Source organism: Noviherbaspirillum phoenicis (assembly GCF_047237965.1).
Lineage (GTDB): Bacteria > Pseudomonadota > Gammaproteobacteria > Burkholderiales > Burkholderiaceae_D > Noviherbaspirillum_A.
Genome location: NZ_JBDFLX010000001.1, coordinates 641,353 through 662,123, shown reverse-complemented (window position 1 = coordinate 662,123; position 20,771 = coordinate 641,353). Strand labels below are relative to the sequence as shown.

Sequence of the window (20,771 nt, the reverse complement as noted above, 5' to 3'; positions counted from 1 at the left end):
AATCGGGCAGCGCCTTTACATGGCGCGCAGGGAAAGCGCGAGTGCGCGCGCGGCCTGATAACGCGCATCCTGCTGCAATGCGTCCCAGGTGGGGGCGCCGCCCCGCGCCAGCAAGCCATCGATGCGCGCAGCCGACTCGGCGCTGCCTGCATCGGCCGGCAGCTGCGCCAGCAGCTGGTCGGCCTTGTCGGGCGAATTGCAGATCAGGACCATGTCGCAGCCGGCATTCAGGGCTGCCCGGGCCGCGTCGGTCGCCGTGCCGGCGACGCTGGCGCCCTCCATGCTCAGGTCATCGCTGAAGATCACGCCCTGAAAGCCGATCTGCTCCCGCAATATCGTGAGCCAGCGGCGCGAAAACCCGGCCGGCTGGCTGTCGACCTGCGGATAGATCACGTGGGCCGGCATCACGGCGGACAGGCTCATGCCCAGCCAGTCGTAGGGCTTCGCATCCCTGGCGATGATGTCTTCCAGGCTGCGTTCATCCACCGGCACCGCCACGTGGGAGTCTGCGGCGACATAGCCATGCCCCGGAAAATGCTTGCCGCAATTGGCCATGCCGGCCAGGGCCAGGCCGTGGTTCAGGCTCTTGGCCAATTGCGCCACCGCGCGCGGATCATGATGCAGGGCGCGGTCGCCGATGACGCCGGAGCCGCCGTAGTCGAGGTCAAGCACGGGGGTGAAGGACAGATCGACGCCGCAGGCCCGAAGCTCCGAAGCAAGCACGAAGCCGACCGCGGTGGCGGCGCGCGCCGCCGCTTCAGGATCTTCGTCCCAGAGTTGGCCCAGGAGGCGCATCGGCGGCAGATGGGTAAAACCGTCGGTGCGGAAGCGCTGCACCCGTCCGCCTTCGTGGTCGACGGCAATCAGCACGCCCGGCCGCACATCGTGGATGGCCCTGGTCAGCGAGCACAACTGTGCACGGTCCGTGAAGTTGCGTGCAAACAGGATCACGCCGCCCGTCAGCGGATGGCGGATGCGACGCGCATCGTCCTCGGTGAGCGTGAGCCCCACTACATCCAGCATTACCGGTCCGGGCCGGTTGCGTGCCACCGGCGATTGATGTGCTGCATTCATGCGTTTTTCTCCACGATCACGAAGGCGACCGCGTAATCGGCCTCGTCTGTCAGCGTGACCTGCGCGCTCAGGCCATTGTCGTCCATATAGTGTTTCAGTACGCCATTGGCGACGGCGATCGGCCGCCCGCCGGGCGCATTCAGGAATTGCACGCCGCGCCAGGTCATGGGCATGCGCATGCCCAGGCCAATCGCCTTGGAAAAGGCTTCCTTGGCGGCAAAGCGGGTTGCCAGGAAACGGATGCCGCGCACCGCCACCTTGTCGCGCCGGCGCTGGTACTTGGCGTACTCTTCCGGCCCGAGTATGCGCTGCGCAAAACGGTCGCCGTTGCGGGCCAGCGCCGCCTCGATCCGGCTGATCTGGATGATGTCGGTGCCAATGCCGTAGATCATGGCGCGACGCCGCGGCGGGCGGCCACCATGATGGCTTTCATGTCGCGCACCGCTTTCTGCCAGCCGTCGAATACCGCCTGCGCGACGATCGCATGGCCGATATTCAACTCGGCAATCTCGGGAATCGCGGCAATCGCCTGCACATTGGTGTAGTGCAGGCCGTGCCCGGCATTGACCTTCAGGCCATGACGGATGCCGTGCGCCACGCCTGCCCGGATGCGTTCCAGTTCCAGTTGCTGGCTGTTGCCTTCAGCATCCGCATAACGGCCGGTATGCAGCTCGATGACCGAGGCACCCGCTTCCGAAGATGCCGCGATCTGGTCCGGGTCGGCGTCGATGAACAGGCTTACGCGTATGCCTTCGGCCTGCAGCTGCCGCACCGCCGCCTGGACCGCCGGGAAATAGCGGCGCACGTCCAGTCCGCCCTCGGTTGTGACCTCCTCGCGCCGCTCCGGCACCAGGCATACATCCTGCGGCCGTATCGCGCAGGCGATATCCAGCATTTCCTGCGTCACCGCGCATTCGAGATTCATCCGTGTGACCAGGCGTGGGCGAATCGCCTGCACGTCGGCATCGCGGATATGCCGCCGGTCTTCGCGCAGATGCAGCGTGATCAGGTCGGCGCCGGCTTCCTCGGCCAGCAAGGCCGCGCGCAGCGGATCGGGATACACCGTGCCGCGCGCATTGCGCACCGTGGCGACGTGGTCGATATTGACACCCAGTTCAATGACCTGACTGGCCGGTTGCAGATAACTCATGGGAGACGGATCCTGAAAGTAGGGTTTTACAACTGCATCAGATCGAGCAGGATCTGGCGGGTGTTGAGCGGCGCGCCGCCCAGGTGATGGGCCAGCAGGAAGCGCATCAGGAACTTGCTTTGCGACTGGGTAGCCGCGTCGGCATAGTCGCCGCGCTGCATATCCTGCAGCGTCTTGCCCGCCACCCGCGGCCAGGTATCGGAAGGCAGAGCGGGCCGCGGGCCGCGCTCGGGATCGACCACGTACCAGCGATCCGGCTCGACCGCCTGGCGACTCGTTGCATCGACCGCGATATCGCCGGCCACGCCGGTTTCGCGCAGCAGCGCCAGTTCGAAGCGCCGCAGTACGATGGGCGCCGCTTCCTCATGCGCCAGCCTGTTCAGTGCTTCAACATAGTGATCGAACAGCGCTGGATGCGGGTCGTCGCGCGCCAGCAGCTTGACCAGCAGTTCATTGAGGTAAAAACCGCATAGCAAGGCGGACTTCTCCAGCGGCAGCAGGCCGCCCAGCCATTCGGCCGACGTCAGATTGCGTACTTCGGATTTGCCGCTCCAGCCCACCGACAGAGGCTGGAAGGTTTGCAGCACGCCGCGCAGCTTGGAATGCGGCCGCTTGGCCCCTTTGGCAACCAGCGCCACCCGCCCATAGTCGCGCGACAGCACATCGACGATCAGGCTCGTTTCCTTGTAGGGATAGCTGTGCAGCACGAAGGCCGGCTGCTCGGCCACCCGCATGTCCCGCTCCGGCGTACGTTGCCGCCTGGCTGGCGCAGCGCTGGACTTGACGGCAGGCGCTGCCGCCTTGCGCCCCGCAATATGCCCATCCTGGTCTAGCTGGCGATCCGCATCCATCGCCGTGGCCTATTCATAACCATAAGCCCGCAAGCCGGCTTCGTTGTCAGCCCAGCCCGATTTGACCTTGACCCAGATTTCCAGATACACAGGGCCGCCGAACAGTTTTTCCATATCGAGCCGGGACTGGGTGGAGATTTCCTTCAGCCTGGCGCCCTTCTGGCCGATCAGCATCGCCTTGTGGCCATCGCGCTCGACCAGGATGGCGGCAAACACGCGGCGCAGATTGCCTTCCTGCTCGAACTTCTCGATCAGCACCGTGCTGGTGTAAGGCAGTTCCTCGCCGACGAAGCGGAACACCTTTTCGCGCACGATTTCCGCGGCCAGGAATTTTTCGCTGCGGTCGGTAATGTCATCGGCATCGAAAATCGGCTCATTTTCCGGCAGGCGCTGCTCGATTTCATCCTGCAGGTATTGCAGCTGAAAACGCTGCTTGGCAGAAACCGGCACCACGGCGGCGAAGGGATGTAGCCCGGCCACTTTCTGGGCGAATGGCATCAGCGCCTTCTTGTCCTTCACATAATCCGACTTGTTGATCACCAGGATGCACGGCACATTGGCCGGGATCAGGTCCAGCACCTGCTGGTCGGGCTGCCCCCAGGTGCCAGCCTCGACGACGAACAGGATCACATCGGACGCGGTCAGGGTGTCGCTGACCGTGCGATTGAGTTTCTTGTTCAGCGCATTGGCATGCCGGGTCTGGAAACCGGGCGTGTCGACATAGATGAACTGTGCCCGCTCGGACGTCTGGATCCCGGTGATGCGGTGGCGCGTGGTCTGCGCCTTGCGCGAGGTGATACTGACCTTGGCGCCGATCAGCGCATTCATCAGGGTGGATTTGCCGACATTCGGACGGCCCACGATGGCGATGTAACCGCAGCGAAACGCGGGTGTTGCAACAGAGTCAGTCATGCGGTCTTGGTATGGGTAGGGGCCAGCGGCTGGCCTGGTGTGGCTTCATCGGCCGGCTGGGCGGTTTGCTTCTGGCTGGCTTCGGAGTGCGATGGTGCCGTCCTTTCCGGCACGGCATCGTCGATCGGCAGCTCGGCTTGCACCGTGGCAATGCCGGCCAGCTTCAGTTGGGAAGCGCGCGGCCGGCTCTTGCGCGTGCCGGCGGGCGATTTCGTCAGGGCCTTCTGCACGGCTTCCAGCGCCAGCTTGGCGGCGGCCTGCTCGCCAGCACGCCGGCTGCCGCCGGTGCCGAACACCTGGATGTCCAGCTTGGGCACGAGGCATTCAATCTCGAATTCCTGGTTGTGCGCCGCGCCGTGGGTGGCAACGACGTTGTACTGCGGCAGAGCGATCTTTTTTCCCTGGAGAAATTCCTGCAACAGGGTTTTTGCATCCTTGCCCAATGTTTTCGGATCGACCGTATCCAGGATCGAGATATACAGCGTGCGTATAACCTTGCGCGCCGCTTCAAAACCGGCGTCGAGAAACACCGCGCCGAACAGGGCTTCCAGCGTATCGGCCAGGATGGACGGCCGCCTGAAGCCGCCGGACTTCAGTTCGCCTTCGCCCAGGCGCAGAAAATGCGACAACTCGAGCTTTTGCGCGATTTCATACAGGGATTGCTGCTTGACGAGATTGGCGCGCAGCCGGGACAAGTCTCCTTCGTCGATTTTCGTGTACCGCTCGAAAAGCAGCGAAGCAACCACGCAGTTCAGTATCGAATCGCCGAGAAATTCAAGCCGCTCATTATGCAGACTGCTATGGCTGCGATGCGTCAGTGCCTGCTGCAATAGCGCGGCGTCCTTGAACGTGTGGCCCAGCCTGTTCTGCAGTAATGTCAAATCCATCATGTTGGTATGAGGTGCCCGCTATTCGGCCTTCCTGGACGCCGGATTGGATGAAGTGCTTCCTTCATAGTCCAGCACCAGGCTCGCCGGACCGGCCAGATGTATCACTTTCTGATAAGAGAAACTGACGTCGTTTTCCTTGCTGATGTCCAGGTCTTTGCCGCTGATGGAACGGATGTAAGCGATCTCGGCATGACGATCGAATGCGGACCGGATTTCCTGGGGCGTCGTTCCAGCCACTTTGGCTGCCGAGATCGCCTTCTTGACCGCCATGTACTCCGTCACGGATGGCACGATGCGCAAGGCCAGAACACCGATAAAACCAAGCACTGCGAGCAAAAAAATCAGGCCGGTCAACGAGACGCCGTACTGCTTTTTGTTTGACCACACTTTCATCGATTCGCTCCCGCCATGCCTAATGAAAACTGCCTATCCGCTTCAGATTACCGAGGTTCATCCAGACAAAGAATGCCTTGCCCACAATGTATTCGTCCGGCACGAAACCCCAGTAGCGACTATCCAGACTATTGTCTCGATTATCGCCCATCATGAAATAATGTCCAGCAGGCACTGTGCACACGAATCCTTCCGAGTTGTAGCTGCACAATTCCTTACGCGGGAAAGCATCCGGATTCGGCACATAGGCGGGTGCCCTGTCGTCGTTCAGAATGCGGTGCGACACCCCGGTCAGATTTTCTTCAAACTGTTTCGAATACGTCAGGTGCTCTTCATCCAGGTAGTCGGGGAGCTGCTTGTAGGAAACGTCTTTCCCATTGATGCTCAGCTTCTTGTTCCGGTACTCGACCCGGTCGCCCGGCACACCCACTACCCTCTTGATGTAATCGAGGGAGATGTCCTTAGGATATTTGAAGACCATCACGTCGCCGCGCTGCGGCGTGTTGATATCGATGATCTTCTTGTTCACCACCGGCAGCCGGATACCGTAGGTGAATTTATTCACCAGGATCAGGTCGCCGATCTGCAGCGTCGGTACCATCGAACTCGAAGGAATCTTGAACGGTTCGAAAAGAAAGGAACGCAGGATAAAAACGAGGGCGATTACCGGAAAAAAGCTGCCGGAGTATTCCACCCAGGTCGGCTGCTTCAGCAAACGCTCGGCGATAGCACTACGCCCATGCGTTTCCTGCGCCATGCCGTCGGCAGCAAGTCGCGCATTGCGAGCATCGAATTCGGCCAGCGCGGCGTCAGCACGTGCCCGGCGCTGCTTGGAGAGATAAAACACATCCAGGAACCAGACGATGCCAGTCGCCACCGTCAGCACAAACAGAATCAGCGCAAAGTTTCCCAACAATGCTTGCAATGTCATTTCTCGTCCACTTGTAAAATTGCCAGGAAAGCTTCTTGCGGAATTTCCACTGATCCAACTTGCTTCATGCGTTTCTTGCCGGCCTTTTGCTTTTCGAGCAGTTTGCGCTTGCGGCTGATATCGCCGCCATAGCATTTGGCCAGGACGTTCTTGCGCAAGGCCTTCACGTTTTCACGGGAAATGATGTTGGAGCCGATGGCTGCCTGAATCGCCACGTCGAACATCTGGCGCGGTATCAATTCGCGCATTTTCGCCGCGACGGCACGGCCACGGTACTGGCTGTTCGCACGGTGCACGATAATCGCCAGCGCATCCACCTTCTCGCTGTTGATCAGCATGTCGACCTTCACCACGTCCGATGCGCGATATTCCTTGAATTCGTAATCCATCGAGGCATAGCCGCGGGAGGTCGATTTCAAGCGGTCGAAGAAGTCCAGCACGATCTCCGCCATCGGCATTTCATAGGTTAGCTGCACCTGCTTGCCGTGGTAGCTCATATTGGTCTGCACGCCCCGCTTCTGCGTACACAGGGTGATCACCGAACCGACATATTCCTGCGGCATGTACAGGTTCACGGTGACGATGGGTTCCCTGATCTCCTCGATCTTGGACGGTTCTGGCATCTTGGACGGATTGTCGACCATCAGCGTGGATCCGTCACGCAGGATGACCTCATAGACCACCGTAGGTGCCGTGGTGATCAGGTCCATGTCGAACTCGCGTTCCAGGCGTTCCTGCACGATTTCCATGTGCAGCAATCCAAGGAAACCGCAGCGGAAACCGAAGCCCAGCGCCTGCGACACTTCCGGCTCATACATCAGCGCGGCATCGTTGAGCTTGAGTTTCTCGAGGGAGTCGCGCAACGCGTCGTATTGATTTGCCTCGACCGGGAACAGGCCGGCAAACACCTGCGGCTGGACTTCCTTGAAACCTGGCAACGGCGCCGGCGCCGGCTTGGACGCCAGGGTCACGGTGTCACCGACCTTGGCCGCTTTCAATTCCTTGATGCCGGCGATGATGAAGCCCACCTGGCCGGCCGACAGGGTTTCCCGTGCGACCGATTTGGGCGTAAAGACGCCAACGCTCTCCACCAGATGCTGGGCGCCGGTCGCCATCAGCAGGATCTTGTCCTTGGGACGCAGGGTGCCATTCATTACCCTGACCAGCATCACCACGCCGACATAGTTGTCGAACCAGGAGTCGACGATCAGCGCCTGAAGCGGCGCATCCGGGTCGCCCTTGGGTGGCGGCACCTTGGCGATCAGGGATTCCAGCACATCCTCGACGCCCAGCCCGCTTTTGGCGGAGCACAGCACGGCGTCGCTCGCATCGATCCCGATCACTTCTTCGATTTCGCCCTTGGCGTTATCCGGATCGGCGGAAGGCAGGTCGATCTTGTTAAGAACCGGCACCACTTCAACACCAAGATCCAGCGCCGTATAGCAATTTGCCACCGTCTGCGCTTCCACGCCCTGCGATGCGTCCACGACCAGCAGCGCGCCCTCGCAGGCAGACAGCGAACGGCTGACTTCATAACTGAAGTCGACGTGCCCCGGCGTGTCGATCAGGTTGAGGTTGTAGATCTGGCCATCGCGCGCCTTGTACGACAGCGCCGCCGTCTGTGCCTTGATGGTGATGCCGCGCTCGCGCTCGATATCCATCGAATCCAGGACTTGCGCTTCCATTTCGCGGTCCGACAAGCCGCCGCAGAGCTGAATGATGCGATCGGCCAGGGTGGATTTTCCGTGGTCGATATGCGCGATGATCGAGAAATTGCGTATGTTGTTCATTAACAAGATGCCAATTACAAAAAAGGCGCTCTGAGGGGGAAGCTCTCCCCAGGCGAGCGCCTTGCTACGGTATGGTTATTCAGCGGCGCATTTTACCGGATTTCACACAGTGACGATGCGGAAACTTGGCGCTCAGGGTGACAGGAAAGCGTGCAGCGCTTCCTGATCGAGGAAATAATGGCAGATCCTGACGTTGGAACCGTCCGGCTTCATGCCGACGAGCACCGGCACAAGTTCATCGTACTGACGCACCAGATCCTCATCCTCATCGACATCAAGCACCTTTATCCGGAACCGGCTTGCCTGCGGATGGACATGCAGCGCTGCGAGCATGTCCTCGCATAGATGGCAATACGACCGTGAGTAGAGGATGAAATCGATCAAGTGCGGGCGGGCTGAGGCTTGGGGGTGAAATTTGGAAGCAGGTTGCTCGTGAAACCGCAGCAGGCCGCACTTGACGCGGCCTGCTGCGCTCGGGCTTATTGCCCGTTCGGCTTGATGGTCACAAACTGGGAGGCTTCGCCCCGCCGCACGAGCAGCAGCACGGTTTTCTTGGGCTCGAGCTTGGAAACCAGCGCGTTGAACTGCTTTCCATCCTTGACGTCAGTGTTGTTGATCCGCAGGACGATATCGCCGGGACGCAAGCCTGCACGCGCCGCCGCACCTTCCGCGTTCTCGATCACTGCGCCGCCATCAATCTTCAATTCCCGCTTCTGCGCTTCGGTCAGGTCCGTCACCGCCAGTCCGAGGGTATTGACTGCCTGTTCGGGCTTGGGCTTTCTTGCCTCTTCCTTGGCCACCTTGTTATCAGGCTCCATCTCACCGATATTGATCGTCAGGTCGCGCGCAGCGCCTTTGCGCCAGACGGTCACGGTGGAACGCGCGCCTGGCTTGGTATTGCCGACCATGCGCGGAAGGTCGCTCGACTTTTCAATGGCCACGCCATTGAACTTGACGATGATATCGCCAGCCTCGATGCCGCCTTTCTCTGCAGGCCCGCCCTGTTCGACCCGCTGCACCAGTGCGCCATTCGCCTTGGGCAAGCCCAGCGAATCGGCCACATCCTTGGTGACTTCGCCAATCTGCACGCCTATGCGGCCACGCGTCACGCGTCCCGTGGTCTTCAACTGCTCGGAAACGCGGATGGCTTCATCGATCGGCACCGCAAACGAAATGCCCATATAACCGCCCGAGCGGCTGTAGATCTGCGAATTGATGCCAATGACTTCGCCCCGCATGTTGATCAGCGGGCCGCCGGAGTTGCCGGGATTGACGGCAACGTCGGTTTGAATCAGCGGCAGATAATCGCCAGTGTCTCTGGCCTTGGCGGAGATGATGCCGGCGGTGACGGTATTGTCCAGGCCAAACGGCGAACCGATGGCGATCACCCATTCGCCGACCCGCAGCTTGTTGGAGTCGCCAAAGTTCAGCCGGGGCAGATTGCTGCCTTCAATCTTTACCAGCGCCACGTCGGTACGCTTGTCCGCACCGATGATCTTTGCCTTGTACTCGCGCTTGTCAGTCAGCGTCACATACACTTCATCGGCACCATCGACGACGTGGGCATTGGTCAGAACATAGCCGTCCGGCGAGATGATGAAGCCGGAACCGACGCCGCGCGGCACTTCTTCCTCTTGCTGCTGCTGAGGCGCCTGGCGACGGCCGCGTGGCGCCTCAGGTTGCTGCCGCGGGATGGGAACCCCAAAGAAGCGGCGAAAGAACTCCTGCATTTCCGGATCATCCATTCCCGGAGGGAGGCCGCCATTTCCCTGGGCGCCCATCTTGCTGCGTTCCGTAGTACGGATATTGACCACGGCGGGTCCGACTTTGTCGACCAGGTCCGTAAAGTCAGGCAAGGCTGCCGACGGCGTTGCGACTGCAGGTTGAGCAAAAACAGGAGACACGGGCGCGCTGAAAGCGCCCACAGCGCCTAATATCATGACGGATAAAAGGCGCCTAACGGGATACGCTGATTTCATTTGGCTACTTGCTCGGTTTATATTCAATGGAATTCGCTACTTGACGGATCGCATTCGATGGCACTTCGCCAACAATGGTAAGCCAAAATTCGCCTTGCCGCTTGCCAAGAATATTCATCGCTCCTTGTTGGAGGGAGCCTTCGGTACGGCTTTGCGTTCCGGGTTCGATGAATACCGAGATGGCAGCAAGTCCGTCAGAGAAGACGATCTGGGAAACCTCGCGCTGGCTGGGAGGCATTCCCGGCTGCACCGGGATGTCGGAGACCATGCGCCTGAGTTCGCGTGTCCTCAGGAATCCAGGCGGCAGCCGCTTCACGGTCCAACCTGACAGATCAACCTGGCTCATGACTGCATTCTCCACCCGCCAGCCCCGGGTATTGGCGAAGCTTGGCTTTACCCGGTTCCGGTCGACGTTGCCGATTGCCAATTGGGTAAAGGATATCTGTTCCACGACTGCACCAGCTTCGTTGATCGTCTGCGCCCGCAGTAGCAACCCGGTAGATTTTTCGGCCCACAGCTTGTAACCATAGCGGAGGTCATCCTTGGGCTCGAGAATCACGGACTGACAATCAAAGCCGGCCACCCTGCCCGACTCGCCCTTGCGGACTGTGTAATGGTCGGCAAGCGCATCGGCATTGGCCGCAAGCAGCGCCGGAAAGACATCTGGTGCAACGCGTTTCTCGACAAGCAGGGTTTTTGCATCGGGAACGTAGCAGATGATTTCATCATTGCTGCGTATGTACTCCCGAGGCTGCCCGTCCAGGACTTCGAGTTTCTCGATCTCGTTTTTACCCTCTACCAGATGGGTAATACGGGAGGTACGCACCTGGCTACCTTGCTGGTACACGAAGGTGCCGGAGTAATTCAGTTTTTGTGCTGCCGACTGTATGGTGCGCAGTAAAGCCTGCGCGTCGCGGGATTCACCCGTCGGCGCAGGCTCTGCATGCGAACTGAAGGCGATAAAACTGGAGACAGCTAGAACAAATTTAAACAGGGCCAGTGTTCGCCGCATAAAGATTATTTACCAGATTCGTTTGCGAACGTAGCCGAACGCGCATATTGAGCAGAGCTGTACACGGAAGGAGAAAACCGCTGGTGCGCCATCAGGTATTCATCAATTCCCTGTTCGCGCAGCACTTGGCCAGGACGCGCTCCGGCGGTCAGTGCAGTGCGTTCCACCCCACCGTCCGCAACTACAGCCAATGCAGGCGCTGCTGCAGGTTGCCCCTGGAACGCGACGATGAGCTGCGGCGTACCAACGAATGCCACTGCGGCAGCCGCCGCGGCGAGGACGCCAGGCAGTGCGAAACGGCGCGCACCCGTCCGGGCAGGTTTGCTTGTACGTTTGGGGGCGAGTAAGGCGGGTTCGGCAGCGAGGCTAGCCGCCATGCGCGCAGAGAATCCCGCGCTCATCGGGACATCCATTTCATCAGAGCGCAGGATGTCGCCTATTCTGTGATAGAGGGCCCAGGTTTCTTTCCCATCCTGCTGATGCAGGTCCGCCAGCGCGATTTCCAGTTGTTCATCGCTGGTCTCGCCATCTGCGAAAACCGAAATCCGTTCCTGCACCAAGCTTTTCGTATCCATAATTAACCTCACCAAAACTGACAACCAATCCCTTGTAAACAACTCATTGTTCTGTTTATTCTTACCAGCGTTTATCCAGTGCGGTACCCAGCAGAGGTCGCAGCTTTTCGGCAATTGCTTCCCTGGCGCGAAAAATACGACTTCTCACGGTGCCGATTGGGCATCCCATTGCCTCAGCGATTTCGTCGTAACTCAATCCTTCAATCTCGCGCAACGTAATCGCCATTCGCAATTCCTCAGGCAAGGCATCCATTGCAACGTTCACCGTTTCGGCGATTTGCTTGGTTGCCAGCATCGACTCAGGAGTATTGATGTCTCTTAGGTGCTCTCCATCGTCAAAAGTTTCTGCTTCTTCTGCATCGGCTTCAGTTGACGTTGGGGCCCGCCTGCCTTGGGTAACAAGATAATTCTTCGCGGTATTGATTCCAATTCGATACAACCAAGTATAAAACGCGGAATCGCCACGGAACTGCGGCAATGCGCGGTAAGCTTTAATAAAAGCTTCCTGAACAACATCTTCCGCTTCAGCCTGGTCGCGCACCAGCCTCGACACCAGCCGCATGAGCTTGCGTTGATATTTGGAGACCAATAGCTCGAACGCTCTTTTGTCGCCGCGCTGCACGCGCTCAACTAGCAGTTGATCAATGTCGCGTTCGGTCGTCAATCCGCAAATCCTTGATATTGTGCAACATGTACGCGACGATATGTTGACTCAGTGAAATTAAACAAGTTCAATTTTCTACCCGGGTTAATCATTTATTTTACGAAGGGCCGGCTGAGCAGCAATCCATTTGCACGAAACCAGCAACTGCGCAAAATCCGAGGAGGCCAGACTGTCATTCAGAACAGGGATTGAAAAAAGCCCACCCTGGGCAGTCTTGAGGCGCAACAACATCATATGCGGCCAGAGAATAGAATCCGGACTCAGTTGAACCAGTTGGCCGGATGAACCGTCTAAGGGCATGCCTGTATTTTTGTATGGTATGGACACCCCGCTATATTGCGTCAACCGGATTTGTCCGATGCCGGAAATATCAATATGGAACGTTTTTCCGGGGCGCCGCAGCATAAATATCGCGCATCCCAGCAAGATGGAGGCAACCAGCGAAATTTGAAAGCGGAAAATCGCGCTTAAATTTGAATTGGCGAAAAGAATCAGGGCAAGCGCCAGGGCGGCGAGCGCAGCCATGCCGCGAGATGCAGCGGTAAGCAGGCGAGAGGGAGAAACCATGACCGAGACCGCGATGGTCATGGTTGTTGGCAGAACCGCTTGATGGGATAGCGGCGGCTCTGGATGTCAGATCTTGCCGAAAACAAGTGTTCCGTTTGTGCCGCCAAAACCAAACGAATTTTTCACCGCTACATTGATCGGCATGTCACGCGCGATGTTGGCACAGTAGTCGAGATCACATGCGGGATCCTGATTAAAGATGTTGATCGTCGGCGGCGAGAGCTGCTTGTGCACGGCGAGCACCGTGAAGACCGATTCAAGGCCACCGGCGCCGCCAAGCAAATGGCCCGTCATGGATTTGGTCGAGTTGACGACGACGCTTTTCGCATGATCACCCAGTGCACGCTTGATAGCGATTGTCTCGGCCACATCTCCCAGCGGCGTCGACGTCCCGTGTGCATTCACATAATTGACTTGGTCCGCGTTGACGCCCGCGTTTTTCAACGCAGCCAGCATGCAACGACGCGCACCATCACCATCTTCCAGCGGCGCGGTCATGTGATATGCATCCGCACTCATTCCAAAACCGAGCAATTCGGCATAGATGTGCGCTCCACGGGCTTTGGCGTGCTCATACTCTTCAAGCACCATCACGCCTGCGCCTTCGCCCAGCACGAATCCATCGCGATCCTTATCCCAGGGGCGGGAGGCGGTCAGTGGATCGTCGTTCCGGGCCGACAAGGCTCTCGCGGAAGCAAAGCCACCCAGCCCCAACGGTGAAATCGTGGATTCGGCGCCGCCTGCAATCATCACGTCCGCATCGCCGTACTCGATAAGCCGGCCTGCGGCGCCGATGCAGTGCAAACCTGTGGTACAGGCTGTAACGATCGCCAGATTCGGCCCTTTCAAACCATACTTGATGGAGAGATGGCCGGAAATCATGTTGATGATCGACGCTGGCACGAAGAACGGACTGATGCGCCGTGGACCGCGGCTAGTCAGTTCTGCGTGGGTTTCCTCGATCATCGGCAAGCCGCCTATGCCGGAGCCGACAATGACTCCGATGCGATCCGCGTTCGCGTCGGTCACCTCAAGGCCGCTGTCCTGCATGGCCTGCATGCCGGCAGCCATGCCATAGTGGATGAAGGTATCCATGTGACGCGCTTCCTTGGCAGGAATATAGTCGTCGACCTTGAATCCCTTTACCTCGCCGGCAAAGCGTGTGCTGAAGGATGATGCATCGAAGCGCGTGATGGTTGCGATGCCTGAAGTGCCGGCAGTCAGGGCGCTCCACGCATCGTCGATGGAATTGCCGACGGGCGAAATGCATCCCAGACCAGTAATAACGACGCGGCGCTGTTGTGAGCGGCTCAAACGTATCTCCTGGAATCTTTCAAACTGGTTCGATCAGGCCTTGACGTTCGCCTTGGCGTAGTCGATGGCTTGCTGGACCGTGGTGATTTTCTCGGCTTGCTCGTCAGGAATTTCCATTTCGAATTCGTCTTCCAGAGCCATGACCAGCTCAACGGTATCGAGCGAATCAGCGCCAAGGTCGTCAACGAAAGAAGATTCGGTCTTGATGTCTGCCTCGGCTACGCCAAGTTGTTCAGCGACGATCTTCTTGACGCGTGTTTCGATATCGGACATGTTGTGCCTCCAAAGGGTGGGGTTGCAGAAAGTGCGCGCATTTTATCAGGTTTGCGCGCGAAAAATTGATTTTCGGACTGCGATTCGGCGGTACCGGCCGCGGCATGCAAAACATCCTGCGATTAAGCTCCAGTCAGCTCGAATCGCATTCAGTTCATGTACATGCCGCCGTTGACGTGCAACGTGGTGCCAGTGATGTAGCCAGCTTGCGGCGAGGCCAGAAATGCCACGGCTGCCGCGATGTCCGACGGCTGACCGAGCCGGGCCAGCGGGATCTGCTGAAGCAGCGAGGAGACCTGCTGCTCATCCAGAGCGCGCGTCATGTCGGTATCGATGAAGCCAGGCGCTACGCAGTTGACCGTGATGTTGCGACTGCCGATTTCCCGCGCGAGCGCACGACTCATGCCGGCCACGCCAGCCTTGGCTGCCGCATAGTTCATTTGTCCGGGATTGCCTGCCGATCCGACCACTGACGTAATGTTGATGATGCGACCCTGCTTGGCCTTCATCATGCCGCGCAGCACGGCCCGCGACAGCCGGGCCACCGAAGTGAGGTTGGTTGCGATGACGGCATCCCATTCCTCGTCCTTCATCCGCATGGCCAGCTGGTCCTGCGTGATACCGGCGTTATTGACGAGAATGGACAGGCCGCCGTATTCCTTCTGGATGTCGGCAACAAGCGCAGCGCAGCGCTCCGCATCGTTTACGTCCAGCACCATGCCGCGACCGCGGCCTTCGCCGAGCTCGTTCATATATTGAGAGATGGCGGCGCTGCCGGCTTCTGACGTCGCAGTGCCGATCACCCTTGCGCCCTGCCTTGCCAGCTCGAGCGCAATCGCGCGCCCGATGCCGCGCGAAGCGCCGGTCACGAGCGCGATTTGGCCTTCCAGTTGTGCAGGATTGGTCATTGCTTAACGAGCTCCAGTATTCTTTCGAGAGATGCCTGATCGACGATCGCATCGCCGGTGAGGTCGCCGTTGATCCGCTTCGTGAGGCCGGACAGCACCTTGCCGGGACCGCATTCGATCACATGGGTTACGCCTTCCGCCGCGATCTTCTGCACGGTCTCAACCCAGCGCACGGGACTGGCAGCCTGGCGCACCAGCGCATCCTTGATGGACGCCGGATCATTGACGATGGCCACATCAACATTGTTGATCAGCGGCAGGGCTGGGGCGGCGAAGGTCAGCCCCTCCATGTAATCGCGCAGCCTGATCGAAGCGGGTTGCAGCAGCGACGAATGAAACGGCGCCGAGACAGGCAAGACCAGCGCACGCTTGGCGCCGCGTGCCTTGGCAGCCTCGCAGGCGCGCTCGACCGCGCCCTTGTGCCCTGCGATGACGACCTGGGCCGGCGCGTTGAAGTTGACCGGCTCGACAACTTCGCCCTGCGCCGCATCGGCACAGGCGGCGCGCACGTCCTCATCTGAAAGGCCGAGAATGGCAGCCATGCCGCCCTGCCCGACCGGCACCGCTTCCTGCATGGCCTGCGCACGAAAACGTACCAGAGGCACGGCGTCGGCAAACTGGATCGCGCCGGCTGCCACCAGCGCGGAATATTCGCCCAGGCTATGACCGGCTACCAGCGCCGGCATTGCACCACCGGCAGCCAACCAGGCGCGCCAGGTTGCGACCGCGGCAGCCAGCATCACCGGCTGGGTATTGGTAGTGAGATCGAGTTTTTCCTTCGGACCTTCGGCGACCAGCTTGGCAAGGTCCACCTTGATGGCTTCGGAGGCCTCGGACAGGGTGTCCTTGACGACCGGGTTTTCGCTGAAACCATTGAGCATGCCGATGGCCTGCGATCCCTGCCCGGGAAATACAAATGCGAATTTCATCGTGTCTTCTTGTCTTTTTTGTCTGTCACATGCGGACCAGCGCCGCACCCCAGGTAAAGCCGCCGCCGACGCCTTCCATCAGCACGGTCTGGCCCGGCTTGATGCGGCCATCGCGCATGGCCTGGTCGAGCGCCAGCGGGATCGATGCCGCCGATGTGTTGCCGTGCTGATCGACGGTCACCACCATCTTTTCCATGGGCATGCCCAATTTCCGGGCCGTGCCCTGCATGATGCGGATGTTTGCCTGATGCGGAATGAGCCAGTCGACCTCGGAAGCCGACACGCCAGCAGCATCCAGTGCCTCGTGCGCGACCTTCTCCAGCACCGACACCGCGAGCTTGAAGACCGCCTGGCCATCCATGTGCAGGAAGGCGCTGCCGGCAATCGCGCCAGCACTGACACTGCCAGGGACGCACAGTATGCCGGCCTGGCTGCCGTCGGCATGCAATCGGGTTGCCAGTATGCCGGGCTCATTCGCGGTGGACATCAGGACTGCGCCGGCGCCATCGCCGAACAGCACGCATGTAGTGCGGTCCTTGAAGTCCAGAATGCGGGAAAACACTTCGGCGCCGATCACCAGCACCTTCTTGTGCATGCCGGTCCGGATGAAGCTGTCGGCCATCGACAGTGCATAGACGAAGCCGCTGCATACCGCCTGGATATCTACCGCTGCACAGTGATTGGTAATGCCGAGCTTGTTCTGCACCACGCATGCGGTGCTGGGAAAACCGCCGAAATAATCCGGGGTGGAAGTCGCCAACAGTATCAGGTCGACCTCGTTGACGCTGCAGCCTGCCATGTCGAGCGCATTCTGCGCGGCCTTGACGGCGAGATCACTGGACTTCATGTCGGCATCCGCATAATGACGGGCCGATATGCCACTGCGCGATACGATCCACTCGTCGGAGGTCTCGATGCCCTGCTCCGCCAGTTGCGCGGACAGTTCATCATTGCTTACCCGGCGTGGCGGCAGGTAGCTACCTGTACCGATGATTTTGCTGTAAAGGGTCATGCGGTTTTATCTTCGGTGAGTCGCGGAGCAGGCTGGGCGTCTTCGGTCTGTGCTGACTGACCTGCCTGAGGCATCAGTTCCGCGATGGCTTTTGAAATCCGGGCAAGTACATCATGGTGCACTGCCTCGTACGCGCGTTTGATTGCAAATTCGTAGCCGTAGGCGTTTTCGCCGCCATGGCTCTTGAACACCAGGCCGCGCAAGCCCAGCAGACTGGCGCCATTGTAGCGGGACGGATTCATGCGGCGTGAAAAAGCGCGAATGGCACCGCTGGCGATCAGCGCGCCGAGCATGTTCAGCGGATTGCGCTTGAACTCGGCGGTCAGCGCGTTCTTGACGAACCGTCCAACGCCTTCTGACGCCTTCAGCACCACGTTGCCGACAAAGCCGTCGCAGACGACGATATCTGTCGTGCCCTCGAAAATGTCATTGCCTTCGACGTTGCCGTGGAAATTCAGGATGCCGCGGGCATGGTCTTCGCGCAGCAGCTGCGCTGTCCGCTTTACAAGGTCGTTGCCCTTGATATCCTCTTCGCCGATATTGAGCAGGCCGACCGTAGGCTTGGACTTGCCTTCCATGGCCGACACCAGGGCCGAGCCCATCAGGGCAAACTGGTGCAGGTGCTGGGGCTCGCAGTCGACGTTCGCGCCCAGATCCAGCATGTAGGTCGGGCCGTCTTTCTGGTTAGGGAGTATGGTGCAGATCGCTGGCCTGTCAACGCCAGGCAGGGTCTTGAGCAGGTAACGGGAAACCGCCATCAGCGCACCGGTGTTGCCGGCCGAGACGCACGCCTGGGCGCGGCCTTCCTTGACCAGGCTGATCGCAACCCGCATCGAGGAGTCTTTCTTCCGGCGCATCGCCACTTCCAGCGTATCGTCCATCGTGACCACCTCGGTGGCATTGACGATCGTGATACGGGGGTGGTTTGCTGCCTTGTGCTTTTTGAGTTCGGCTTCGATGACCTCGGTTTTACCAACCAATATCAGCGCGGCGCCGGGCTCTGCGGCGAGAAAGGATACTGCAGCGGGAACAGTGACCGACGGACCGTGGTCGCCACCCATGCAGTCTATGGAAAGTGTAATTGTCATTATTGTTTCAGTGCCTGGCCCAACCGCATTATCGGCCAGAATCGGCATGAGTCAAAATGACAGAAAATGTTGCTTGAGCATATAAAAAGCGGCGCCAAGTCGTATAACTCGTTACGCCGCGTTCAGCTTGGCACAATGGTGTGATTACTCGTCGTTCTTGGTCTTCAGCACTTTGCGGCCACGGTAGAAACCGTTCGGGCTGATGTGGTGACGACGATGGGTTTCGCCGGTGGTCGGCTCTACCGCGATCGGAGGCGCAACCAGGAAATCATGCGCGCGATGCATGCCACGCTTGGACGGGGACTTCTTATTTTGTTGAACTGCCATGATAACTCCTAAAACTGAGATCTGAAATTTTAACACATCCGACTGATGATTCGACTGCCGGAACCGGGAACATCCCTGCCAGCACGAGACCGGCAGTATTTGAAACACCCCGCATCCAGCCAGGGTCGAATCACTACTTCAAATTCTTGAGCACCGCGAACGGCGATTCCGCCTTCTTGCTGCTGGCCGCCGCGAAATCCGCCGGGTCCGGGCAGACATCATGCTTTGGCGACAAGGGCAGCGCCAGCAGGGCTTCATCCTCGATCATTGCCGCCATGTCCATGGTTCTGGAACCGGCAACGACGTCGACGCTGTCATCGTCCAATTGCTCTTCAAGGGCATCGGCACTGGCTTCGTCCTGGGCGAGAATCAGCACCGAGGACGAATCGATCGCAAACTCGAAAGGCTGCAGGCAACGCTGGCAACGCAGATGCACCGGACCGGACACCTGCAACGTCAGCTTGGGATGACCCTTCCCATCCGAGCCGCCCTGCACCGCCCAGTGCAGGCTGCCCTGCGCATCGGTGAGTTCGGCTGTCAGCCGCGGCATGTCCGCAAGCGCCGTTTCGCCGGCGCGCTCAAGTTTTTGACGACAAAAATCAAAGGCGTCGATGACGAAAGCGTCCATAGGTTTAGGCATAGCCGGAAAACCTGCGATAATAACAGGCTTTTTCTTTAATCGTCAAAGCCTTAGACGGGTTTTTGATCAATTCACCGCCATCCCGACGCGCCATGCCAGAAAACGCCGCTCCTAGACTGATACTCGGATCAAGTTCTCCCTATCGCAAGGAACTGCTGGAGCGCCTGCGCCTTCCGTTTGAAGTACTGTCGCCGGACATCGACGAGACGCCGGAGCCAGGTGAATCGCCGGAAGCGACTGCGATGCGACTGTGTGAGCAGAAGGCTATGGCGATCTCGTCGCAGGCCCCGGGATGCCTGGTTATAGGCTGCGACCAGGTCGCCACGCTGGACGGGATTCAGATCGGCAAGCCCGGAACACATGACAACGCCCTGGCGCAATTGCAACTGATGCGCGGCCGTGAGGTGATATTTCATACCGCACTGTGCCTGCTGGATGGCCGACCTGCGGCCCGGACGCCGCTCCAGATTGAAAATGTGCAGACCTTCGTCGCTTTTCGCGACCTGCCGGACGCGGAACTGGATGCTTACCTGCACATCGAGCAGCCCTATGACTGCGCCGGCAGCGCCCGCAACGAAGGGCTGGGCATTGCCCTGCTGGAAAGCGTGCGCGGCGCCGACCCGACCGCCCTCACCGGCCTGCCGCTGATTGCGCTGACGTCGATGCTGCGCCGCGCAGGCATTGCCTTTTTCACCGCCCATACCTGATATATCCCAATCCATGACCGGCACGCTCTATCTGCTACCCAATACGCTCGGCCCGGCGGACGTCGCATCTGGCTGCACGCTTTCCGATGTAATTCCGGAGGAAGTGCAAGCCGCCACGGCAAGACTGGACTATTTCATTGCCGAGAATGCGAAGACTACGCGGGCATTCCTGAAAACCGTGGCGCAAGCGCGTCCGCTTGCCAGGCCGATGCAGGAAATCCGCATCAGCGAGCTCAATGTCAATACCCAGGCAGCGGCGCTGCCTGCCCTGCTGCAACCGTTGCTGGATGGCCAGGATGCCGGCCTGATTTCCGAAGCGGGCGTGCCGGCGGTGGCCGACCCGGGCGCCAACCTGGTGCGGCTTGCGCATGAAAAAAATATTCGGGTCAGGCCGCTGGTCGGGCCGTCGTCGCTGCTGCTGGCGGTCATGGCCGGCGGCCTGAACGGACAGAGTTTCGCCTTCAACGGCTATTTGCCGACCGATGCCGTGCAGCGCCAGAAGCGCCTGCGCGAACTGGAAGACCGGTCCCGGCGCGAGCGGCAGACGCAGTTGTTCATTGAAACGCCTTACCGCAATGCCGCGCTGCTGGAAGCCCTGGCGGCGGCATGTCAACCGGGCACGCTGATTTCCGTCGCCACCGACCTCACGCTGGCCACGGAAAGTATCCGGACGCAGCCGGCTGCGCGCTGGAAACGGGATGTGGACGCCGGGAAGCTACCCGACTTCCACAAGAAGCCGACTGTTTTTTCCCTGCTGGCCCAATGATCCGGATGCCGCCGGACGG

The 20,771-nt window shown here is 59.6% G+C and carries 25 protein-coding genes; 2 read left to right on the top strand and 23 right to left on the bottom strand.

Annotated elements, in window-relative coordinates; all coding sequences use genetic code 11:
* Positions 1 to 15 precede the first annotated feature (15 nt).
* The 23 genes from nagZ to ABC383_RS02985 all read right to left on the bottom strand — a co-directional run bounded on the left by nagZ (position 16) and on the right by ABC383_RS02985 (position 19,267).
* The gene (nagZ, locus tag ABC383_RS03095; protein ID WP_413011881.1) at positions 16 to 1,074 is read right to left on the bottom strand and encodes a beta-N-acetylhexosaminidase; all 1,059 of its coding nucleotides are present in this window, start codon (positions 1,072 to 1,074) and stop codon (positions 16 to 18) included.
* Positions 1,071 to 1,466, bottom strand: a complete 396-nt coding sequence (gene acpS / locus ABC383_RS03090; RefSeq protein WP_413011879.1) for a holo-ACP synthase — start codon at positions 1,464 to 1,466, stop codon at positions 1,071 to 1,073. The genes nagZ and acpS overlap by 4 nt, the downstream gene beginning before the upstream one ends.
* A complete protein-coding gene (pdxJ, locus tag ABC383_RS03085; protein WP_413011877.1) occupies positions 1,463 to 2,224 on the bottom strand; it encodes a pyridoxine 5'-phosphate synthase in 762 nt (253 codons plus the stop codon). The genes acpS and pdxJ overlap by 4 nt, the downstream gene beginning before the upstream one ends.
* 26 nt (positions 2,225 to 2,250) lie before the next feature.
* Positions 2,251 to 3,075 carry a DNA repair protein RecO gene (gene recO / locus ABC383_RS03080; protein ID WP_413011876.1) on the bottom strand — a complete coding sequence of 275 codons (825 nt, stop codon included), beginning with the start codon at positions 3,073 to 3,075 and terminating at the stop codon, positions 2,251 to 2,253.
* A 9-nt stretch (positions 3,076 to 3,084) separates the two neighbouring features.
* On the bottom strand, positions 3,085 to 3,987 hold the full coding sequence (era, locus tag ABC383_RS03075) for a GTPase Era (RefSeq protein WP_413011874.1): 903 nt from the start codon (positions 3,985 to 3,987) through the stop codon (positions 3,085 to 3,087).
* A complete protein-coding gene (gene rnc, locus ABC383_RS03070; RefSeq protein WP_413016223.1) occupies positions 3,984 to 4,874 on the bottom strand; it encodes a ribonuclease III in 891 nt (296 codons plus the stop codon). Before rnc ends, era begins: the two co-directional genes overlap by 4 nt.
* A 21-nt stretch (positions 4,875 to 4,895) precedes the next feature.
* Positions 4,896 to 5,270 carry a DUF4845 domain-containing protein gene (locus ABC383_RS03065; RefSeq protein WP_413011872.1) on the bottom strand — a complete coding sequence of 125 codons (375 nt, stop codon included), beginning with the start codon at positions 5,268 to 5,270 and terminating at the stop codon, positions 4,896 to 4,898.
* Between the two features lie 19 nt (positions 5,271 to 5,289).
* Entirely contained in the window at positions 5,290 to 6,201 is a 912-nt protein-coding gene (gene lepB / locus ABC383_RS03060; RefSeq protein WP_413011871.1) for a signal peptidase I, read from the bottom strand.
* Positions 6,198 to 7,991: a translation elongation factor 4 gene (gene lepA / locus ABC383_RS03055; RefSeq protein ID WP_413011869.1), complete on the bottom strand. Its 1,794-nt coding sequence runs from the start codon at positions 7,989 to 7,991 to the stop codon at positions 6,198 to 6,200. The genes lepB and lepA overlap by 4 nt, the downstream gene beginning before the upstream one ends.
* A gap of 132 nt (positions 7,992 to 8,123) precedes the next feature.
* Positions 8,124 to 8,375, bottom strand: coding sequence for a glutaredoxin family protein (locus tag ABC383_RS03050; RefSeq protein WP_413011867.1), 252 nt, complete (start codon positions 8,373 to 8,375; stop codon positions 8,124 to 8,126).
* A gap of 95 nt (positions 8,376 to 8,470) precedes the next feature.
* Positions 8,471 to 9,970: a DegQ family serine endoprotease gene (locus ABC383_RS03045; RefSeq protein WP_413011865.1), complete on the bottom strand. Its 1,500-nt coding sequence runs from the start codon at positions 9,968 to 9,970 to the stop codon at positions 8,471 to 8,473.
* 4 nt (positions 9,971 to 9,974) lie between these two features.
* Complete coding sequence (locus ABC383_RS03040; protein WP_413011863.1) at positions 9,975 to 10,982, bottom strand: MucB/RseB C-terminal domain-containing protein; 1,008 nt, start codon at positions 10,980 to 10,982, stop codon at positions 9,975 to 9,977.
* 5 nt (positions 10,983 to 10,987) lie between these two features.
* Complete coding sequence (locus tag ABC383_RS03035) at positions 10,988 to 11,557, bottom strand: sigma-E factor negative regulatory protein (protein WP_413011862.1); 570 nt, start codon at positions 11,555 to 11,557, stop codon at positions 10,988 to 10,990.
* Positions 11,558 to 11,618: 61 nt separating this feature from the next.
* Complete coding sequence (gene rpoE, locus ABC383_RS03030; RefSeq protein ID WP_194713749.1) at positions 11,619 to 12,221, bottom strand: RNA polymerase sigma factor RpoE; 603 nt, start codon at positions 12,219 to 12,221, stop codon at positions 11,619 to 11,621.
* Between the two features lie 84 nt (positions 12,222 to 12,305).
* Complete coding sequence (locus ABC383_RS03025; protein ID WP_413011860.1) at positions 12,306 to 12,809, bottom strand: hypothetical protein; 504 nt, start codon at positions 12,807 to 12,809, stop codon at positions 12,306 to 12,308.
* A 45-nt stretch (positions 12,810 to 12,854) separates the two neighbouring features.
* On the bottom strand, positions 12,855 to 14,102 hold the full coding sequence (gene fabF, locus ABC383_RS03020; protein ID WP_413011858.1) for a beta-ketoacyl-ACP synthase II: 1,248 nt from the start codon (positions 14,100 to 14,102) through the stop codon (positions 12,855 to 12,857).
* 33 nt (positions 14,103 to 14,135) lie between these two features.
* Positions 14,136 to 14,375 carry an acyl carrier protein gene (gene acpP / locus ABC383_RS03015; RefSeq protein ID WP_194713752.1) on the bottom strand — a complete coding sequence of 80 codons (240 nt, stop codon included), beginning with the start codon at positions 14,373 to 14,375 and terminating at the stop codon, positions 14,136 to 14,138.
* A gap of 149 nt (positions 14,376 to 14,524) precedes the next feature.
* A complete protein-coding gene (gene fabG / locus ABC383_RS03010) occupies positions 14,525 to 15,283 on the bottom strand; it encodes a 3-oxoacyl-ACP reductase FabG (RefSeq protein ID WP_413011856.1) in 759 nt (252 codons plus the stop codon).
* A complete protein-coding gene (gene fabD / locus ABC383_RS03005) occupies positions 15,280 to 16,212 on the bottom strand; it encodes an ACP S-malonyltransferase (RefSeq protein ID WP_413011855.1) in 933 nt (310 codons plus the stop codon). The genes fabG and fabD overlap by 4 nt, the downstream gene beginning before the upstream one ends.
* Positions 16,213 to 16,237: 25 nt before the next feature.
* Positions 16,238 to 17,224 (bottom strand): beta-ketoacyl-ACP synthase III, encoded by a 987-nt coding sequence (locus ABC383_RS03000; protein ID WP_413011853.1) that lies wholly within the window; start codon positions 17,222 to 17,224, stop codon positions 16,238 to 16,240.
* Positions 17,221 to 18,312 carry a phosphate acyltransferase PlsX gene (gene plsX, locus ABC383_RS02995; RefSeq protein WP_413016221.1) on the bottom strand — a complete coding sequence of 364 codons (1,092 nt, stop codon included), beginning with the start codon at positions 18,310 to 18,312 and terminating at the stop codon, positions 17,221 to 17,223. Before plsX ends, ABC383_RS03000 begins: the two co-directional genes overlap by 4 nt.
* Before the next feature lie 144 nt (positions 18,313 to 18,456).
* Positions 18,457 to 18,639 carry a 50S ribosomal protein L32 gene (rpmF, locus tag ABC383_RS02990; RefSeq protein ID WP_194713757.1) on the bottom strand — a complete coding sequence of 61 codons (183 nt, stop codon included), beginning with the start codon at positions 18,637 to 18,639 and terminating at the stop codon, positions 18,457 to 18,459.
* A gap of 133 nt (positions 18,640 to 18,772) precedes the next feature.
* Entirely contained in the window at positions 18,773 to 19,267 is a 495-nt protein-coding gene (locus tag ABC383_RS02985) for a YceD family protein (RefSeq protein WP_413011851.1), read from the bottom strand.
* A gap of 104 nt (positions 19,268 to 19,371) precedes the next feature.
* Between ABC383_RS02985 and ABC383_RS02980 the strand changes: the two genes are divergently transcribed.
* Positions 19,372 to 19,986: a Maf-like protein gene (locus ABC383_RS02980; RefSeq protein ID WP_413011849.1), complete on the top strand. Its 615-nt coding sequence runs from the start codon at positions 19,372 to 19,374 to the stop codon at positions 19,984 to 19,986.
* A gap of 13 nt (positions 19,987 to 19,999) precedes the next feature.
* The gene (locus tag ABC383_RS02975; RefSeq protein ID WP_413011847.1) at positions 20,000 to 20,752 is read left to right on the top strand and encodes an SAM-dependent methyltransferase; all 753 of its coding nucleotides are present in this window, start codon (positions 20,000 to 20,002) and stop codon (positions 20,750 to 20,752) included.
* Positions 20,753 to 20,771 lie beyond the last annotated feature (19 nt).

What these genes read in the sequence shown, in the direction of transcription:
- nagZ (WP_413011881.1), bottom strand. Translation starts at nt 1,074, where the DNA reads ATGAATGCAGCACATCAATCGCCGGTGGCACGCAACCGGCCCGGACCG.
- acpS (WP_413011879.1), bottom strand. Translation starts at nt 1,466, where the DNA reads ATGATCTACGGCATTGGCACCGACATCATCCAGATCAGCCGGATCGAG.
- pdxJ (WP_413011877.1), bottom strand. Translation starts at nt 2,224, where the DNA reads ATGAGTTATCTGCAACCGGCCAGTCAGGTCATTGAACTGGGTGTCAAT.
- recO (WP_413011876.1), bottom strand. Translation starts at nt 3,075, where the DNA reads ATGGATGCGGATCGCCAGCTAGACCAGGATGGGCATATTGCGGGGCGC.
- era (WP_413011874.1), bottom strand. Translation starts at nt 3,987, where the DNA reads ATGACTGACTCTGTTGCAACACCCGCGTTTCGCTGCGGTTACATCGCC.
- rnc (WP_413016223.1), bottom strand. Translation starts at nt 4,874, where the DNA reads ATGGATTTGACATTACTGCAGAACAGGCTGGGCCACACGTTCAAGGAC.
- ABC383_RS03065 (WP_413011872.1), bottom strand. Translation starts at nt 5,270, where the DNA reads ATGAAAGTGTGGTCAAACAAAAAGCAGTACGGCGTCTCGTTGACCGGC.
- lepB (WP_413011871.1), bottom strand. Translation starts at nt 6,201, where the DNA reads ATGACATTGCAAGCATTGTTGGGAAACTTTGCGCTGATTCTGTTTGTG.
- lepA (WP_413011869.1), bottom strand. Translation starts at nt 7,991, where the DNA reads ATGAACAACATACGCAATTTCTCGATCATCGCGCATATCGACCACGGA.
- ABC383_RS03045 (WP_413011865.1), bottom strand. Translation starts at nt 9,970, where the DNA reads ATGAAATCAGCGTATCCCGTTAGGCGCCTTTTATCCGTCATGATATTA.
- ABC383_RS03040 (WP_413011863.1), bottom strand. Translation starts at nt 10,982, where the DNA reads ATGCGGCGAACACTGGCCCTGTTTAAATTTGTTCTAGCTGTCTCCAGT.
- ABC383_RS03035 (WP_413011862.1), bottom strand. Translation starts at nt 11,557, where the DNA reads ATGGATACGAAAAGCTTGGTGCAGGAACGGATTTCGGTTTTCGCAGAT.
- ABC383_RS03025 (WP_413011860.1), bottom strand. Translation starts at nt 12,809, where the DNA reads ATGACCATCGCGGTCTCGGTCATGGTTTCTCCCTCTCGCCTGCTTACC.
- acpP (WP_194713752.1), bottom strand. Translation starts at nt 14,375, where the DNA reads ATGTCCGATATCGAAACACGCGTCAAGAAGATCGTCGCTGAACAACTT.
- fabG (WP_413011856.1), bottom strand. Translation starts at nt 15,283, where the DNA reads ATGACCAATCCTGCACAACTGGAAGGCCAAATCGCGCTCGTGACCGGC.
- fabD (WP_413011855.1), bottom strand. Translation starts at nt 16,212, where the DNA reads ATGAAATTCGCATTTGTATTTCCCGGGCAGGGATCGCAGGCCATCGGC.
- ABC383_RS03000 (WP_413011853.1), bottom strand. Translation starts at nt 17,224, where the DNA reads ATGACCCTTTACAGCAAAATCATCGGTACAGGTAGCTACCTGCCGCCA.
- plsX (WP_413016221.1), bottom strand. Translation starts at nt 18,312, where the DNA reads ATGACAATTACACTTTCCATAGACTGCATGGGTGGCGACCACGGTCCG.
- rpmF (WP_194713757.1), bottom strand. Translation starts at nt 18,639, where the DNA reads ATGGCAGTTCAACAAAATAAGAAGTCCCCGTCCAAGCGTGGCATGCAT.
- ABC383_RS02985 (WP_413011851.1), bottom strand. Translation starts at nt 19,267, where the DNA reads ATGGACGCTTTCGTCATCGACGCCTTTGATTTTTGTCGTCAAAAACTT.
- ABC383_RS02980 (WP_413011849.1), top strand. Translation starts at nt 19,372, where the DNA reads ATGCCAGAAAACGCCGCTCCTAGACTGATACTCGGATCAAGTTCTCCC.
- ABC383_RS02975 (WP_413011847.1), top strand. Translation starts at nt 20,000, where the DNA reads ATGACCGGCACGCTCTATCTGCTACCCAATACGCTCGGCCCGGCGGAC.